The organism is Paenarthrobacter sp. CCNWLY172 (assembly GCF_037402035.1).
In the GTDB taxonomy this organism is placed as follows: domain Bacteria; phylum Actinomycetota; class Actinomycetes; order Actinomycetales; family Micrococcaceae; genus Arthrobacter.
Genome location: NZ_JBBEGB010000001.1, coordinates 36,581 through 51,424, shown reverse-complemented (window position 1 = coordinate 51,424; position 14,844 = coordinate 36,581). Strand labels below are relative to the sequence as shown.

Sequence of the window (14,844 nt, the reverse complement as noted above, 5' to 3'; positions counted from 1 at the left end):
GCTAAGCGGCTTCGCAGCCTCCGGGGCAGCGCAGCGTTTCCGGGCTTGAGGCGCATTCGGCACAGTACAGGGTCAGAGTGCGGCAACTGAGGTTGGAGCAATTCTCGAACTTGTTGGTGGGGGCAGCGCAGCGGACGCATTCGCCGATGGTTTTGGCGTCCTCGCTGAACTCGACGTGCATGCGCTTGTCGAAGACATAAAGGGAACCTTCCCAGAGCCCTTTGTCCTTGAACGTTTCTCCGTAGCGGACAATCCCGCCATCCAACTGGTAGACCTCTTTGAAGCCCCTGTTGACCATCAGGCTGGATAGGACTTCGCAGCGGATTCCACCGGTGCAATAGGTGACGACCGGTTTGTCCTTGAGGTCGTCGTACTTGCCCGAATCCAGTTCCTTGATGAAGTCGTGCGTGGTGTCCACGTCCGGAACGATCGCATCCTTGAACTTGCCGATCTGTGCCTCGAACGCGTTGCGGCCGTCAAAGAACACCACGTCCTCGCCACTGGACTTCCTTGCCTCCACCAGCGCGTGGAGTTCCTCCGGCTGGAGGTGCTTGCCGCCGCCCACCACGCCGTTGTCATCAACCTTGAGTTCCCCGGGAGCACCGAACGACACGATTTCATCGCGGACCTTGACGCTGAGGCGCGGGAAATCTGCGGCACTTCCCTCCGACCATTTGAAGTCGATCCCATGGAAGCCCTTATATTCACGCGTGGTCTTCACGTACTGCTTCATGTTGTTCAGCTCGCCGCCCACCGTGGCATTGATGCCGTCCTTCGATATGAGGATCCGACCGGTGAGGCCCAGTTTTTCGCAGAGGGCACGCTGCCACAGACGCACGGCGTCGGGGTCGGCGATCGGGGTAAAGCCATAGAAGAGGACGATTCGGTTCAAAGCCACTATTCAAGGGTACTTGGTGCAGTAAAATCGCCGACCGGCCACGCTTCAGGCCCGTCCGGCACCGCGCCTGCCGATAGGAGAAGTCACAATTCCATAAGCAAGCATTCCGGGGCTGATCCGGCTCTGTTGCTTCATGATGCGCTGGCATACTCTCTCTACATGAGTCCAGACGCCTTGGTTGAAGACATTGCGCACCTTTTGGAAGTCTGGGTAGCCGGCTGGTCCGGCTGCCGCGGCTATGAGTCACGCCAAGAAGGCCGCTTCCCTGCTGCGCTTCGCGCCGACAAAACCGGTGACTGGGAGTATTTTGCCCACGATCCCTCGGACGAAGAGTTCACCGCCCTTGCGGCCAAGACCGCAGAAGCCCCCACCCGGATCCTGACGGTCCTCACCAACGACGTCCAACGGTACAAGTACCTGGCTGAACAGCACGGGCTGACCGTGACGTCCGCATCGCAAACCATGATGATCGTGGACATGGAAACCCAGGATTCCGAGGATCCGTGGCTGCCCGACGACGACCTTGAACTCGCTACCTCCGAATCCAACGGAGTCCACTACGCCGTGGTCCATTCCGGCGAGCAGGTGGCCGCCAGCGGACGGGTCTTCGTAGTGGACGGTACTGCAGTCTTCGACAAAATCGTCACCGAACCGGACTTCCAGCGCCGTGGGCTGGGAAGCTTTATCATGAAGGCCCTCGCCGCCCAGGCGTTCTCGCATGATGTGGAGAACGGGCTTTTGCTGGCATCCCTGGACGGCCAGAAGCTCTACTCCCATCTTGGCTGGGACGTGGTGTGCCACGTTCTCATGATGTCCGCCAGCGGCACCGAAGGATCGGACCTTTCAGGAGCATAACTTCTGCTTACGACGGCTGATTGAGCCAAGTTCGACGGCGACGCCCTCGGGTGCCGCCGTCGGCGTGCCCGCACAGTGACAGAATGATTCGGTGGCTGCACCTCATTCATTGATCTCCCTGCTGGGCCGGACGCCGGACCCTGAGCAGTTGCGCCATGTCCATACCATTCCCGCCAGGAAGGCCGTCAACGAGCCATGGCCGGGCTGGGTCCACCCCGACGTCGTGGGGGCATACGAGGCCTTAGGGATCCGCGAACCGTACCGGCACCAGGTCCAGGCCGCCGACCTCGCCCACTCCGGACAGCACGTGGTCATCGCCACTGGAACGGCATCCGGAAAGTCGCTCGCCTACCAACTGCCGGCTTTGGACGCGATACACCGTTCCGAGTTGCGAGTCCTGGGCGACCCCGGGAAGATCCACGACGACGGTGCCGTCACCCTGTACTTGTCCCCCACCAAGGCACTGGCGGCCGACCAGCTCGCGGCGATCCGCTCGCTGAAGCTGCCCACCGTAAGGGCAGAGACCTACGACGGTGACACCGACGTTGCGTCGCGCCGTTGGATCCGCGATCACGCGAACTTCATCCTGGCCAACCCGGACATGCTGCACTTCGGAATCCTGCCCAACCACACCTGGTGGGCAAAGTTCTTCCGTCGGCTGCGCTACGTGATTGTGGACGAGGCCCACAGCTACCGCGGTGTCTTCGGCTCCCATGTAGCCAACCTGATGCGGCGCCTCCGGCGGATCTGCGCCTACTACGGTGCAGGAAACACGTTCCCCGAGCCGGTGTTCATTGCCGCGTCTGCCACTGCCTCCGACCCCGGCGTTTCTTTTGGCCGGCTCATCGGCGCCCCTGTCAGGGAGGTTTCCGAGGACTGCTCGCCCCACGGTTCCACCACAGTTGCCTTTTGGGAGCCGGCGCTCACGGACGTCAAGGGTGAGAACGGGGCCAAACAGCGGCGGACCGCCGTAGCCGAAACAGCGGACATTCTGGCAAACCTCGTGTCCTCGCGCGTGCGCACCATCGCATTCATCAAGTCGCGCCGCGGAGCCGAGTCCATTGCCTCCATCACCAAAAGACTCCTGGACGAGGTGGATCCCAGCTTGCCGGGGCGGGTTGCTGCCTATAGATCCGGGTACCTGCCCGAAGAGCGGAGGGCCTTGGAGCAGGCACTGAGGTCCGGTCAGTTGCTGGGCGTTTCCAGCACCTCGGCCTTGGAGCTGGGCATCGACATATCGGGGCTGGATGCGGTGCTGGTGGCTGGATGGCCGGGCACCCGGGCTTCGCTTTTCCAACAGATTGGCCGGGCAGGGCGGGCAGGACAGGATGCCATCGCCGCTTTCGTGGCCAGCGACGACCCCTTGGACACGTACCTGGTGAACCATCCCGAGGCCATCTTTGACGTGTCTGTGGAAGCCACCGTCTTTGATCCCGGCAATCCGTACGTGCTTGGTCCCCATTTGTGTGCCGCGGCCGCTGAGTTGCCGATCGGGCCGGCCGAGCTCGATCTCTTTGGCCCCACCTCCGAGGGGCTGCTGGACCGTCTTGTGGTCCAGGGATACCTCCGCAAACGGCCTGCAGGTTGGTTCTGGACCCATCCGGAGAGTGCTGCCGGTATGGTGAACCTCCGGGCGGACGGAGGCGGTCCAGTGAGCATCGTTGATGCCGAAACCGGATCGCTTCTGGGGACCATGGACTCGCCGCAAACCCACTACCAGGCTCACACAGGTGCGATCTACGTCCACCAAGGTGAGAGCTACCTTGTGGAGGACCTCAACGAGGCCGACCATTGCGTGATGGTGCGCCGGGTCAACCCCGACTTCTACACCACGGCGCGCGACGTGACCCAGATTGAGGTCCTCGAAACGTCGCGCTCTGTCCAGTGGGGCGACATCACCGTGCATTTTGGCGACGTCAAAGTGACTACACAAGTTGTCTCCTTCCAACGCAAGGCCCTGATTTCCAACGAGATCCTCGGTGAAGAACCCTTGGAATTGGGCGCCCGTGACCTGTTTACCAAGGCCGTCTGGTTTGTGGTGGATAACCGCTCTCTTCATGGGGCAGGTCTGGTGGAAGCCGAGTTCCCGGGGGCGCTTCATGCGGCCGAACACGCCGCCATTGGGCTTCTTCCCTTAGTTGCCTCCAGTGACCGCTGGGACATCGGCGGCGTCTCCACTGCCCTCCATGCCGACACCGGTGTGCCCACGATTTTCGTCTACGACGGTCATCCAGGTGGCGCCGGGTTCGCTGAGCGGGGCTTTGAAAAGGCCAAGATCTGGTTGACTGCAACCAAAGAAGCCATCCAGGCCTGTGAGTGTGACAGCGGCTGCCCGTCCTGCGTCCAGTCCCCCAAATGCGGTAACAAGAACAACCCGCTGGACAAGGCAGCCGCCATCACGCTGCTGGGTGTGTTGCTGAAGGACGCCATCTAGGCCCCCCATAGGTTGACCCTGCGACCACGGACGCCTACGGGGGTGGCCCTGCCCGCGCCCGTCCCGTGGCGACTCCCCAGTCGAAGGGATGAGCCAACTCGGTAGCCACGTCAGCTACGTTTCCTCCGGTTACGGTGCAGGATGTGACTGTTGCATCGTGCCGCGCCGCTACTTCGGAGGCCACCGCGCACGGTTCCCCTGAAGTGAGGCCCCTGGCAGCATCGGCGGCGGCGAGCGCAGCCAGGTCCGCAGCGGACGCAGCCCTGGACGCCATCACCCCTGCCTGGGCCAGGACCAGGACGCCCACGAGCAAGGCCATCACCACTGCACCCAGTGTCAGCGCGAGAACTGTTCCAGCCCCGCGCTCAGGAGGGACAATAGGTAGTGAAAGCGGGTTCATGGGATGCCTGCCCCTGAACCAGCTGGTTCGGCACCAGCCCCCGAACCCGTTGACTCTGCGCGGGCGGAGGCCGACGCTGTCAACGTCCAGGGGATCAGCGATCCCACGGCTCCGCCTACCCGGGCCGAGGCTGTCACCGTGAGCCACCCGGAGTCGTCGGTGACAGAGGAACTGACGCCGTCACCGGCAAGCCGCCTCACAATTCCTTCCACGGCACCACCCGTCTCGCCCCGCGCGGAGGCCCGGGCTCCTGCCGTAGCAGCTTCCTCCAGCCGCAGTTGTGTGATCCCCGCAGCACCGCCTGCCAGCAGGAAGGCCAAGAGCAAGACCACGGCCGGCAAGGCAACGGCGAACTCCGCAGTCACGGCGCCCGACTCCTCCCCTCCCTCCTTCCGGCTGGATGATGGTCCGGCCTTCTGGCCGGATGTTGGTCCGGCACAGGCGGCAGATGACCACCCGCCGGCAGGCAGTACGCGCGTCATGGCAAGGACAGGGCCGTGCGAATCAAGTTGAGCAGGAAGCCGCGGACTTCTTCGCTCCGAAGGAGGACCACCAATAGCCCTGCGAGCCCCACTGCGGCGAGGGTGGCGATGGCATACTCGGCCGTGGCCATACCGCTCTCCGAGCCAGGAAGCATTTCCCGTGTCCGGAGACGTTCATGGCTCCTCCACAGGCTCCTCCGATGATGCCGCCCTGGTCGCCTCCGCAATGTGCCCTGATCCCGGATTTCCCCTGGGTCCCGCAGGGCCAGCGCACCGTGTGACGTGGTGAGCTGAAGGTCCGCACCAGTGGCCCGGAAGCCCGCGTCTCCAAAGCCGGAATCCGTGAATTCTTCGAGTTCAAACTGCTCGATTCCAAAGGTCCTCATTCTTTGCTTCCCGCTAACGGCGGCTCGATCCATCGAGGCTCGATCCTGGCCAGCAGCACGGCGGCCCTGGCGGCGGCCGGATTCGGCCTTGAAGAGTGTTCTCACTGTGGGTTCCTTTCAAAAAAAGCCAGCGGGTCCGCCGACTGATTCGACTCTTCCGTGGCTCGGTGCTGCCTGTAAGAAGGGGAATCCTCCAAGTGGATAACCCCTCACGATCAGCAGGATGTGGAGGGAGAGTGGGCGCTATTCGCAGCCCACTCTGTGCCGATCATCATGTCTGTGCCGACCATCGTGGACAGGTCATCCGACGGGAAGCATGGCGATCAAGACAGGCACGATCCCCAGGCATATGAAGGCCGGCAGTGAGCACAGGCCCAGAGGTACTACCAGTTTCACGCCCAAGGCAGCGGCTCGCTTCTCCGCAGCCCGGAACTGTTCGCGCCGTTCCCTGGCCGCTTGTGCGTAGAGGATCGATGCCGAGGGTGCGCCGGTTAGGGCTGCGAAAGCCAGTGCATCCTTGAGACGGACCACCTCGGGCGCGTGCTGGGTGTGGGTCCGCCACGCCGTCTCCCAATCCGCGCCGATGGCCAGCGCGGCCACAACTGGCCTGAGCGACCGCTTGATGGGTGGTGATGCACACGCGGAGATGAGTTCCAGTGCCCTCCCGATTCCAGCTCCGGCGTCGAGCATTGACGCCATCAGTTCCAGCATCATCGCGGTGTCTCGGAGACCGTCGGACGGACCTTTCGGATCAGGAGGATCCGTTGGGGCTGGCCCTTCCCCGGCAGCCGTCCGCGTTCGGAGGTCCAGAGTACCGGCCGGACCACGGCGGGAGGAGCGCGTCAGTGACGTGGCGTCGGCATTCCGGATCAGCACGCGCGCCCTGGCACGCGTCGGCCCGGTGAACCACACGAAAGCCGCCAAACCCAGGACGACGATGATCACCAGCACCAGCGCCCCGGGCATCACGCACTCCCGGCTGCGGAGGCCACCAGCCGTGAGGACCACACGCGGCCGGCCACGGTAAGGAGGAGACCGGTGGCGAAGGTGGCAACTCCCAGGACGTTGTCCAGCAGGATTCCCAACGGGTCCACGCCCAACGCCATCCCCAGCACCAGCCCGAACACCGGAAGCCAGGACAACAGCTTGACTGTGGCTTTTGGTCCGGCGAGCGCGGTTTGCCGTGCGGCCTCTGCGTCTTCTTCGGCTTCCAACTGGGCGGCAAAACGGGTAAGGAGGTCAGCAAGCGGGCAACCGCTGGTTTCTGCCACCTCCAAGCACGCCGCCAGTTCCATCCAGACACGTCGTTCAGAGCTTCCACGCCGGGGATATGTCCGGGCGGCAGTATCCCGGATGGCTTCAGCCGCAGAATTTCCCAAGCTGGATGCTGACCTGGCTGCGGCCACAACCAGCAGCGACTCCTGGCTGAGTGCGGCAGTCGCCGGTTCTGTCTCTGTGTCCGGGCCGCCATCTTTGATCAACCGTGAGCCATGGACCATCCAGAGTTCCTCCCACAGCCGGGACGTTCCCCGCCCACCACGCAGCAAGGCCGCCAACTGTTGTACCAGCACCACAAGCGGCAAGGGCTCAGTTCGCTTTCGCCGCCAGCGGTGACGAAAGCTCACACCCGAACGGGCACGGAGGGCGGCACCAGTCCCTCCTCCAGGCTTTCCCAAACTTTTCCGTACACGTCGGCCATCAACACAACGGCCCCGGAAGTGCTGCCAGGCCGCGAGTCCTGCAACCAGGACGAACGCGCCGATCATAGTGCGTCCACTGACCACGTCTCAGCTGATGTACCCGGCGCCCCACCAGAGCCGGACCAGTCGAAACCGGCGGGCAACGCCGGATCGAGCCGTCGGGCAAGGGCAGGCCACGCGGGCCCACACGTCATTCCTGTCGGATGCCAGCGGAGGGCGGAGACCACCTTCTGGCCTTCGGAAGTGTCAGTCAGTACCCCTATGGAAGCCACCTTCCGTCCAGTGGAGGTCCGGTCCACGTGAATGACGACGTCCAGGGCACTGGAAACCTGCAGCCGAACGGCTTCAGCGTTCAACCCCGCCAGCGCACCGAGGGCCACCAACCGAGCGGGCACGGCCTCTGCCGCGTTGGCATGGATGGTCCCGCCACCGCCTGTATGCCCGGTATTGAGGGCCGTCAGCAGTTCACGGACTTCAGCCCCACGGCATTCCCCGACGATCAGCCTGTCCGGCCGCATGCGCAACGCCTGGCGGACCAGTTCGCCGAGATCCAGCGCACCCCCGCCCTCGAGGTTTCCGTGCCGGGATTCGAGCGTCACCACGTGGGGGTGGACGGGATTGAGTTCGGCGGCGTCCTCGATCAGGACCAAGCGCTCCGTTGGGAGGCTCAGGCCGAGCAGGGTGGACAGCAGGGTGGTCTTCCCCGAGCCGGTAGCGCCGCTGATCAGAAAACTCAGTCTTTGGCTCATGATGGCCCTCAGAACCCACTCACATTGCTCGGAGAACATACCGCTTTGCCTCAATTCCGGCAGGGTAAATACGTTCTCGCGGCGGATACGGATGGAAAGAAGGGTTCCGGTGGTGGATATCGGTGAGAGGACCGCGTGCACCCGGTAACCGCCGTTGAGGCGCACGTCTACACAGGGCGACCCATCATCCAACCGACTGCCACCGGCCGACACCAGCCGGGAGGCCAGGGACCTGATCTGTTGCTCGGTGTCGAAGTGCACCGATGACCTTTCCAGCCCCTGTCCACGGTCCAGCCAGACGGAGTTGGGGCCGTTGACAAAAATGTCTGTCACCGCCGGATCCTGGGCCAACTGTTGGAGTGGGCCCAGCCCGTTCAGCTCGGCGTTGATGGACTCGGCGGCTTCCAAGGCACCGGCAGTGCCGAGCAGCCTGCCACTTGCCTGAACCGCCGCTGCCACTGTGGACGGCGTGACTGGTCCGTTGCCGGCCAGCACAGACTCCCGCACGGTTTCAAGGAGCAGGGAATCAAGTTTCCGGCCCTGCCTGCGTCGCGTTCCCTCGAACGGGTTCACTGGATACCACCGTCGAATCCCAGGACGGACAAGGCGAAACGGTTGACCGGCCTGCGTCGACCGAATTCAAGGATCCGACCCAACTCGGTACCGGCTGCCACGCCCCTTACCTCGGGGAGGACGCCCAACAGTGGCAGTCCCAGTGACTCGGCTATGAGGCCGGCATCCACGGAGGAAGCACTGCTGCCACGGACCACCAACCCTGCGTCGATGGGCGGGAGCTCGTTCAAGATGCGCCCTGCCGCTACTGCGGATTTGAGGTGGGCCTTGGCGAGCAGGACCATTCTGTCGCAGTCCCACGCAAGGTTCCGCACTCCTTCTCCGCTCCGCCCTATGTCCACAAGGATGAGTTCAAAGCTGCGGCGTGCGGCGTCCATTACCGCGGCTACTGCACGCGTGTCCGGGCTGTGGATCGCGTCCCGTGTCCCGGGCCACGACAAGTAAGCGAAACCTCCCGCGAAGGGCAAGGAATCCCGGAACTGCGCGGGATCTATGCTGCCGCGGGTTTCGGAGAAGTCGGGCCACCGGAGTCCGGGGATGTCCTCGGCTGTAACAGCCAGTTCAAGGCCGCCGCCCCAAGGATCGCCGTCGATGAGCATAGTGCTTACTCCGTAATCGGCGGCCGCTTGGGCCAGCCAGATGGCCGTAGTGGTTGCCCCCGCGCCGCCACTGCCACCGATGATGCCCATGACCATGCCCCCGGGATCTGGAGACCCGGACATGCTGAGGTGTTCGGCCAGCCAGGCCGCAGCTTCGGGAAGAACGGCGACCCGTTCAGCGCCCAGGGCAGCGGCCAGCTCCCAGAGACCGTCGCCGTCGCAAGCCCTGCCCAACAGCACCGTGGGCGAGCGACGCCGAGGGGGTAACTCACGGACATCGCTGCCCACCAAAACAACGTCGGCACTGTCCCAACCGTGCACAGCTTCGGTCACATCGATAGCTGTCGCGAGGCTTCCACCAGCGGCTGCGACAATCCGTTTGGCCTCTTCCTGCAGGTAGGGGTCTGCAGAGACGAGCAAAATACCGGCAGTATCGTGTGGGACCCAAGTTCCGTCCATGTCCGGTTCCAATGGCTTGCTGATGGGTTGCCTGTGCCGGCGATCTCTCTTGCTCATGGATCCACGATGGTGGACACGGCGAAACACCATAAGGGGCTGAAGCCCGTATGTGCACAACGTGGACTCGGCCCCTTGGCCTGACCCCGACTGTGGAGGAAGAGTGCCACGACAGCACCACATACAGGGCAGAATGGAGATCATGTATTTGCTGCTCGCCGCCCACCCGGAAGGCGCAGCCATACAAAGGATCTCCCCCACAGGAAAAGCCACGGCGGATCCGCGCGTCGTCACCCGCGGTGACTTGGCCGGCGTCGTGCGTGAATTCGAAGCCCAGCGGCCGCGCTGGGTGTGGTATCGCGCCACGGACTGGTATCCGGAACTGCTGGCGCACGGCGTGGAGCTGGAGCGATGCCACGACCTGGCGCTGTGCGGGGCAATCCTGGCGCACTCGGAGTTCACGGCACACACGGACTACGCGCGGCACGCGGTCAAGCTCACCCAGGATGATGACACCGGGCCGTCACGCGCCCTCCAGCCCCCGCCGCCTCCAGCGGACCAAGGCGCCCTGTTCGAGGACCTGTCGCCGTCCAACCCCAAAGCAGGGCTGGCCGAACTCAGGGAGGAGTTCTCAGCCCAACAGCATGCGGTCGCCCAGGTCACCACGGACGAGCAGCGAAAGCACCGCCTTCAACTGCTCCTCGCCGCAGAATCAGCCTGCGCCATCATCGCAGTTGAAATGCAACACGCCGGCGTCCCTTGGCACGAAGAGCTGCATCAGCAGATCCTCGCCGACGTCCTGGGCCCCCGGCCGCCAATGGGACACCGGCCTCCGGCCCTTGAAGCGCTCTGCGCAGAACTCCGGCACATTCTCAACTCCCCGACCCTGAATCCGGACTCGCCGCAGGACCTCATGCGCGCCCTGCACCGGAACGGGATCGAGGTGAAGAGCACGCGCCAATGGGAACTCCAGGAATCGAAGCACCCGGCCATCCAGCCCTTGCTTGCCTACAAGAAACTCTCCCGCCTTCACACGGCCAACGGCTGGGCATGGCTGGATGCGTGGGTGCGGGATGGACGGTTCCACCCCGAATACGTCGTGGGCGGTGTGGTGTCCGGCCGCTGGGCCTCGCGGGGCGGCGGAGCCTTGCAGATCCCGCGCAATATCCGCGGCGCGGTCCATGCCAATCCCGGCCACAAGCTCATCGTCGCCGATGCTTCGCAACTGGAACCCCGCGTATTGGTTGCATTGGCCCAGGACACGAAAATGGCCGAGGCCGCCCGCGACAAGGATCTCTACGCCGGCATCGCCGCGCAGGGTTTCGGCGGTGACCGGGCGAAGGCCAAGATCGCACTGCTGGGTGCTATCTACGGTGCCACCACCGGTGAATCGGGCAGGCTCATGCCCCAGCTGACGCGCACCTATCCGCGTGCCGTCGGGTTCGTGGAGCAGGCGGCCCGCGAGGGCGAAGGCGGCCGAACGGTGACAACACGGCTCGGCCGAAGCAGTCCACCGCCGTCGGCAGGCTGGCTGCGAAGCCAGCAATCCACCACTGCGGAAGAACAGCGCCGCGCGGATAACCTGGCCCGCTCCCGTGGCCGGTTCACCCGCAACTTCGTAGTCCAGGGCTCGGCTGCTGAATGGGCGGCATGCTGGCTCGCTGAATTACGACGGCGGTTGCGGGCCATGCGTGCCGAAGGCTCACCTTCCGGGGAGCTGGTCTTCTTCCTGCACGACGAAGTGATGGTTCACGCCCCGGACGACGCGGTGGAAGCCTGTATCCAAGCCATCGAAGAGGCAGCCGCCGCGGCCAAGGAGCTCATGTTCGGACGTATCCCGGTCGAATTCCCGGTGAGTGTCGCCGTCGTCGAATCCTACGACAAGGCGAAGTAGCGGCACAGTACCCACAACCTCGTGGACTATCCAGTCATATGAGGCCCAATGACCGGTACCGCCAAGTAACTTTTGTTCTCCCTCGGTTCTGGCTACTTTCACTATGTGGATACATCGCTGGTCCACGTATGTGTGCAAGGAAGCATAAGGGGGAGCATCAATGGCTGGCAGGTTCGAAATTCTTATGGAAAACGACGAAACGTACCGGTTTCGCCTGACCGCGGCCGACGGAACCGTCGTGGCCGAATCACCCACATTCAGGCACCTTGAGGATGTCATTGCAGGCATCAACGCCGTCCGCGAAAATGCCGCGACTGGACTGGTAGTGGACCGTTCGACGGCGGGACGCAGGGCCGCCTGACACACTGCCGGCGTTACAGGAGATCGACGTCGCGGAGTTTTTCCGTGTCCCAGGGAACAGTCCAGCCGAGTTCATCAAAGAGCCCGCTCAGGACCATGCCTGTAAAGCCCCAGACCAGTACGCCGTTCACGGTGAAGCCGGGGCTGGTGTAAGTGCGTCCGAAACGGGAAATGGTGGCCGTGACCCGGTTGACGGGATCCAGGAGGTCGCGCACCGGCACCCTGAATACCTGCGCGGATTCGGCGTAGTCGACTACCCGGACCGGCGACGGCGCGTCCCACCAGCCCAGCACCGGTGTCACACGGAAATTACTGCGGATCAGTCCAAGCTCTGGGATGGTGCCGAGAACGCGGACACCGCTGGCGTCCAGCCCGGTTTCTTCCACGGCTTCCCGCAACGCCGCAGCCACCACCGACTCATCCTCCGGGTCCACCATGCCGCCGGGGAAGGCTACCTGCCCTGGATGGTCGTCGAGGGTGTGTGCCCGCTCCAGCAACAGGACGTCGAGGTCGGCCGGGGCTATGGGGCGCCCGGACTCAGCCGGCACGTCATCCAACACGCCAAAAAGCATGAGTACAGCAGCGGGCCGGTTGGTCTCCGGGATGACGGGAAGCCTCTCCCACAGGGCAGAGTGCTGCTGTTCGCCTGCTTCGAAGCGGGTCACCAGCGCCGACAATTCCTCTAGCGCGGTCACCCGGGCCTCCTTTGCGATTCCATACGGATTTCCGCGGCGCGGTGGGTCTCCGCCAAAAGCTGCTCCAGCAGTGCCTCATTGCCCGGGGCGAGCTCGTACTTCAGGAGCTTGGCTGCTTTGACCGGATCAGTCTCGCCGTCTCCGTAGCTGGGACAGAGACTGGCCACCGGGCAGGCACCGCATGCAGGTTTCCTGGCATGGCAGACCCTTCTGCCGTGGAAGACCACCCGATGCGACAACATGGTCCAATCCTTGGGTTCGAACAGTTCCGCGACGTCGAACTCAATCTTCACGGGATCATCCGAGGCCGTCCATCCGAAGCGCCGTGCCAGTCGTCCGAAGTGCGTGTCCACGGTGATCCCGGGGACTCCAAAGGCATTTCCGAGGACCACGTTGGCCGTTTTCCGTCCGACGCCAGGCAGCGTCACCAGGTCCTCCAGCCTGCCCGGGACCTCGCCGTCGTACTCATCCACCAGCCTGTTGCTCAGTGCCAGGACGTTCCGCGCTTTTGCCCGGAAGAAGCCGGTGGGCTGAAGGATGGTCTCCAGTTCCACGGGATCAGCCTCCGCCATGGCCCGCGCATCCGGGTACCGGGCAAACAGGATCTTGGTGACCTGGTTGACCAACACATCGGTGGTCTGGGCTGACAGGACCGTGGCAACCACCAGTTCAAACGGGTTGCGGAAATCCAGCTCCGCATGCGCGTACGGATACTTTTCCGCCAAGACCCGGTTGATCTTGCGGGCCCGGCGTTTGAGTGCGAGCAGCGAACCAGCTTCAGCCATGGCCACGGGATCCCTGCTTAGCCGCGTTCGATGTTGCTGAGCTCCCGAAGAACCCCAACCTTGCCGTCGGTGTCCTGCACCAGGAATTCATGGCCCCGGTCCTCCAGCGCGAGCACCCAGCCACCGGGTTCGATGGTGAAGGCAGGAGCTCCCGAGCGTTCGTCGTACGCGGTCCTGGGCTGGGCCACAGCAAACCAGAATGCCTCATAGTGCGGGGAATCGGATTCTTCCGGACGGCTGGCCGGGTCCACGGTGGCACCGATCGAGTCGCTGACTCTCCGGGTGTCGCCGGAAACGATGGGAGTGGCCATGGTGGCAGCCCACGGTTGCTGGGCGGCAGTCTGCTGCGCTGCTGGTTGCGTGCCGTGCTGGGTAGTGGCAGGCTCAGTGGCCGCCGGGGACTCACCAGCTTCCGTCCCTGCCTCAGCACCCTTCTCAACCGCCTGCGCCGGAGTGGGCGCGGAAGACGGAGCGCCGGCCCCGTCCGATGCTGGGCTCGTTGCCGAACCAGCTGCTGAGGGGCTGCCCACGTCTGGCTTACTTTCAGTTGAAGGACGGCCGGCGGAAGACTGGCCTACCGGAGTGCTGCCTGTTGAGGCCACGTCCGCTGAATGCACGACGGCGGGAGCCTCCTTCGCGGCAGACGGTGCGGCTCCGTAGCTGGATGGCGGAGCGAACGGGCTGGAACCAGCGGCACCAGGACCTCCTGCAGCCGCCGTGGAGGCTGCGGGTTCCTTGGGCGCTTTGGGTGCTGCGGGCTTGCGGCTCGGCACAGCGGCTTCGCGGGCAACAACATGGGCCGGCGTTTCGGTGCGGCCCTTAAAATCAGCCGACAGCCACGGAAGGTGCGGAGCAAGGACCGTCGCGGCCAGGAGGCCCACGGAGCCGATCAGGCCCAGCAGGACGCCGCCGTTGAAGGAGTTGGCGATGGTCAGGAAGAAGAGCGGGAAAGCGAATGACGCGGTGACGGAAGCGAACTGGTCAACAGACAGCGAACCTACGCGAACGATGGTTCCCGGCTGCAATCTGCGGGCAACGAAAAGTGCCACCACAACCAACGGCAGAATGATGCCCAGCAGCAGGAAGAACAGGTTTCCAAGGTTCCAGAGGTTGTAACGCTCTCCGAACATGGGCAGCAGGGACGCGACGAACATCAGCAGCGTGGAGCCGAAGACCGTCAGGTCACGGATGGTGAACGGCCCTGCGACGGCGTCGTACTTGGTGGCGCCGTTCTTGGCAGCGTCGTTCTTGGCGGCGTCGTTCTTGGCGGCGTCAGGGTTCCCAGCAGCGTTGCCACCTGGTGTGGTGGCCGTTCCAGCCGTGGTGTCCGGTCCCGTCCGGGGTGAGTCGTGCGGGCCTGGGCTCAGCTGGTTCATCTATTTCTCCTTCGTACGGCGGCGTCTTGGGCAGTCCGGACAGGTGACCCCCGCAGGATTCCGCGGAAAACCGGCCACGCTCGAGGTGCGTCCCAAGACTTCTTCAGCCTATGCCACCCCACTGACAGGGTTCTAGCTGAAAACGGCCATCCGGCTTCGCCCACAGCAAACTCCAAGGTCCCTTACAGATAGTGACCGGCTT

The 14,844-nt window shown here is 64.0% G+C and carries 15 protein-coding genes; 4 read left to right on the top strand and 11 right to left on the bottom strand.

Going from position 1 to position 14,844, the window contains the following annotated elements; translation table 11 throughout:
* Nucleotide 1: 1 nt before the first annotated feature.
* Complete coding sequence (gene trhO, locus WBN73_RS00230) at nucleotides 2–898, bottom strand: oxygen-dependent tRNA uridine(34) hydroxylase TrhO (RefSeq protein ID WP_089596116.1); 897 nt, start codon at nucleotides 896–898, stop codon at nucleotides 2–4.
* A 159-nt stretch (nucleotides 899–1,057) separates the two neighbouring features.
* Between trhO and WBN73_RS00225 the strand changes: the two genes are divergently transcribed.
* Both WBN73_RS00225 and WBN73_RS00220 read left to right on the top strand, forming a co-directional pair.
* A complete protein-coding gene (locus WBN73_RS00225) occupies nucleotides 1,058–1,753 on the top strand; it encodes a GNAT family N-acetyltransferase (protein WP_207594547.1) in 696 nt (231 codons plus the stop codon).
* 91 nt (nucleotides 1,754–1,844) lie between these two features.
* Nucleotides 1,845–4,187: a DEAD/DEAH box helicase gene (locus WBN73_RS00220; protein WP_337339153.1), complete on the top strand. Its 2,343-nt coding sequence runs from the start codon at nucleotides 1,845–1,847 to the stop codon at nucleotides 4,185–4,187.
* A gap of 34 nt (nucleotides 4,188–4,221) precedes the next feature.
* On the opposite strand, the gene WBN73_RS00215 is transcribed toward WBN73_RS00220, so the two are convergent.
* The 7 genes from WBN73_RS00215 to ssd form a co-directional block, all read right to left on the bottom strand.
* Nucleotides 4,222–4,587, bottom strand: coding sequence for an Rv3654c family TadE-like protein (locus WBN73_RS00215; RefSeq protein ID WP_337339152.1), 366 nt, complete (start codon nucleotides 4,585–4,587; stop codon nucleotides 4,222–4,224).
* Nucleotides 4,584–4,952 carry a TadE family type IV pilus minor pilin gene (locus tag WBN73_RS00210; RefSeq protein WP_280623485.1) on the bottom strand — a complete coding sequence of 123 codons (369 nt, stop codon included), beginning with the start codon at nucleotides 4,950–4,952 and terminating at the stop codon, nucleotides 4,584–4,586. Before WBN73_RS00210 ends, WBN73_RS00215 begins: the two co-directional genes overlap by 4 nt.
* 113 nt (nucleotides 4,953–5,065) lie before the next feature.
* Nucleotides 5,066–5,455, bottom strand: coding sequence for a DUF4244 domain-containing protein (locus WBN73_RS00205; RefSeq protein ID WP_337339151.1), 390 nt, complete (start codon nucleotides 5,453–5,455; stop codon nucleotides 5,066–5,068).
* A 300-nt stretch (nucleotides 5,456–5,755) separates the two neighbouring features.
* A complete protein-coding gene (locus WBN73_RS00200) occupies nucleotides 5,756–6,421 on the bottom strand; it encodes a type II secretion system F family protein (protein WP_337339150.1) in 666 nt (221 codons plus the stop codon).
* Nucleotides 6,421–7,029, bottom strand: coding sequence for a type II secretion system F family protein (locus tag WBN73_RS00195; RefSeq protein WP_337339417.1), 609 nt, complete (start codon nucleotides 7,027–7,029; stop codon nucleotides 6,421–6,423). The genes WBN73_RS00200 and WBN73_RS00195 overlap by 1 nt, the downstream gene beginning before the upstream one ends.
* A gap of 188 nt (nucleotides 7,030–7,217) precedes the next feature.
* Nucleotides 7,218–8,477 carry a TadA family conjugal transfer-associated ATPase gene (locus WBN73_RS00190; RefSeq protein WP_337339149.1) on the bottom strand — a complete coding sequence of 420 codons (1,260 nt, stop codon included), beginning with the start codon at nucleotides 8,475–8,477 and terminating at the stop codon, nucleotides 7,218–7,220.
* Nucleotides 8,474–9,535 carry a septum site-determining protein Ssd gene (gene ssd / locus WBN73_RS00185; RefSeq protein ID WP_337455425.1) on the bottom strand — a complete coding sequence of 354 codons (1,062 nt, stop codon included), beginning with the start codon at nucleotides 9,533–9,535 and terminating at the stop codon, nucleotides 8,474–8,476. Before ssd ends, WBN73_RS00190 begins: the two co-directional genes overlap by 4 nt.
* Before the next feature lie 199 nt (nucleotides 9,536–9,734).
* Here ssd and WBN73_RS00180 point away from each other — a divergent pair, with 199 nt between their 5' ends.
* Both WBN73_RS00180 and WBN73_RS00175 read left to right on the top strand, forming a co-directional pair.
* Nucleotides 9,735–11,426: a bifunctional 3'-5' exonuclease/DNA polymerase gene (locus WBN73_RS00180; RefSeq protein ID WP_337339147.1), complete on the top strand. Its 1,692-nt coding sequence runs from the start codon at nucleotides 9,735–9,737 to the stop codon at nucleotides 11,424–11,426.
* Between the two features lie 160 nt (nucleotides 11,427–11,586).
* Nucleotides 11,587–11,787, top strand: coding sequence for a YegP family protein (locus WBN73_RS00175; RefSeq protein ID WP_337339146.1), 201 nt, complete (start codon nucleotides 11,587–11,589; stop codon nucleotides 11,785–11,787).
* A gap of 13 nt (nucleotides 11,788–11,800) precedes the next feature.
* Here WBN73_RS00175 and WBN73_RS00170 read toward each other — a convergent pair whose 3' ends face one another.
* Genes WBN73_RS00170 through WBN73_RS00160 form a run of 3 tightly spaced genes read right to left on the bottom strand, consistent with a single transcriptional unit; the run spans nucleotide 11,801 to nucleotide 14,642 of the window.
* Nucleotides 11,801–12,481 carry an NUDIX hydrolase gene (locus tag WBN73_RS00170; RefSeq protein WP_207594564.1) on the bottom strand — a complete coding sequence of 227 codons (681 nt, stop codon included), beginning with the start codon at nucleotides 12,479–12,481 and terminating at the stop codon, nucleotides 11,801–11,803.
* Nucleotides 12,478–13,272 (bottom strand): endonuclease III, encoded by a 795-nt coding sequence (gene nth, locus WBN73_RS00165; protein ID WP_337339145.1) that lies wholly within the window; start codon nucleotides 13,270–13,272, stop codon nucleotides 12,478–12,480. The genes WBN73_RS00170 and nth overlap by 4 nt, the downstream gene beginning before the upstream one ends.
* An 11-nt stretch (nucleotides 13,273–13,283) precedes the next feature.
* Entirely contained in the window at nucleotides 13,284–14,642 is a 1,359-nt protein-coding gene (locus WBN73_RS00160; RefSeq protein ID WP_337339144.1) for a hypothetical protein, read from the bottom strand.
* Nucleotides 14,643–14,844 lie beyond the last annotated feature (202 nt).

Coding starts and splice junctions, on each gene's coding strand:
- WBN73_RS00225 (WP_207594547.1), top strand. CDS start 1,058: ATGAGTCCAGACGCCTTGGTTGAAGACATTGCGCACCTTTTGGAAGTC.
- WBN73_RS00215 (WP_337339152.1), bottom strand. CDS start 4,587: ATGAACCCGCTTTCACTACCTATTGTCCCTCCTGAGCGCGGGGCTGGA.
- WBN73_RS00205 (WP_337339151.1), bottom strand. CDS start 5,455: ATGAGGACCTTTGGAATCGAGCAGTTTGAACTCGAAGAATTCACGGAT.
- WBN73_RS00200 (WP_337339150.1), bottom strand. CDS start 6,421: ATGCCCGGGGCGCTGGTGCTGGTGATCATCGTCGTCCTGGGTTTGGCG.
- ssd (WP_337455425.1), bottom strand. CDS start 9,535: ATGGACGGAACTTGGGTCCCACACGATACTGCCGGTATTTTGCTCGTC.
- WBN73_RS00180 (WP_337339147.1), top strand. CDS start 9,735: ATGTATTTGCTGCTCGCCGCCCACCCGGAAGGCGCAGCCATACAAAGG.
- WBN73_RS00175 (WP_337339146.1), top strand. CDS start 11,587: ATGGCTGGCAGGTTCGAAATTCTTATGGAAAACGACGAAACGTACCGG.
- WBN73_RS00160 (WP_337339144.1), bottom strand. CDS start 14,642: ATGAACCAGCTGAGCCCAGGCCCGCACGACTCACCCCGGACGGGACCG.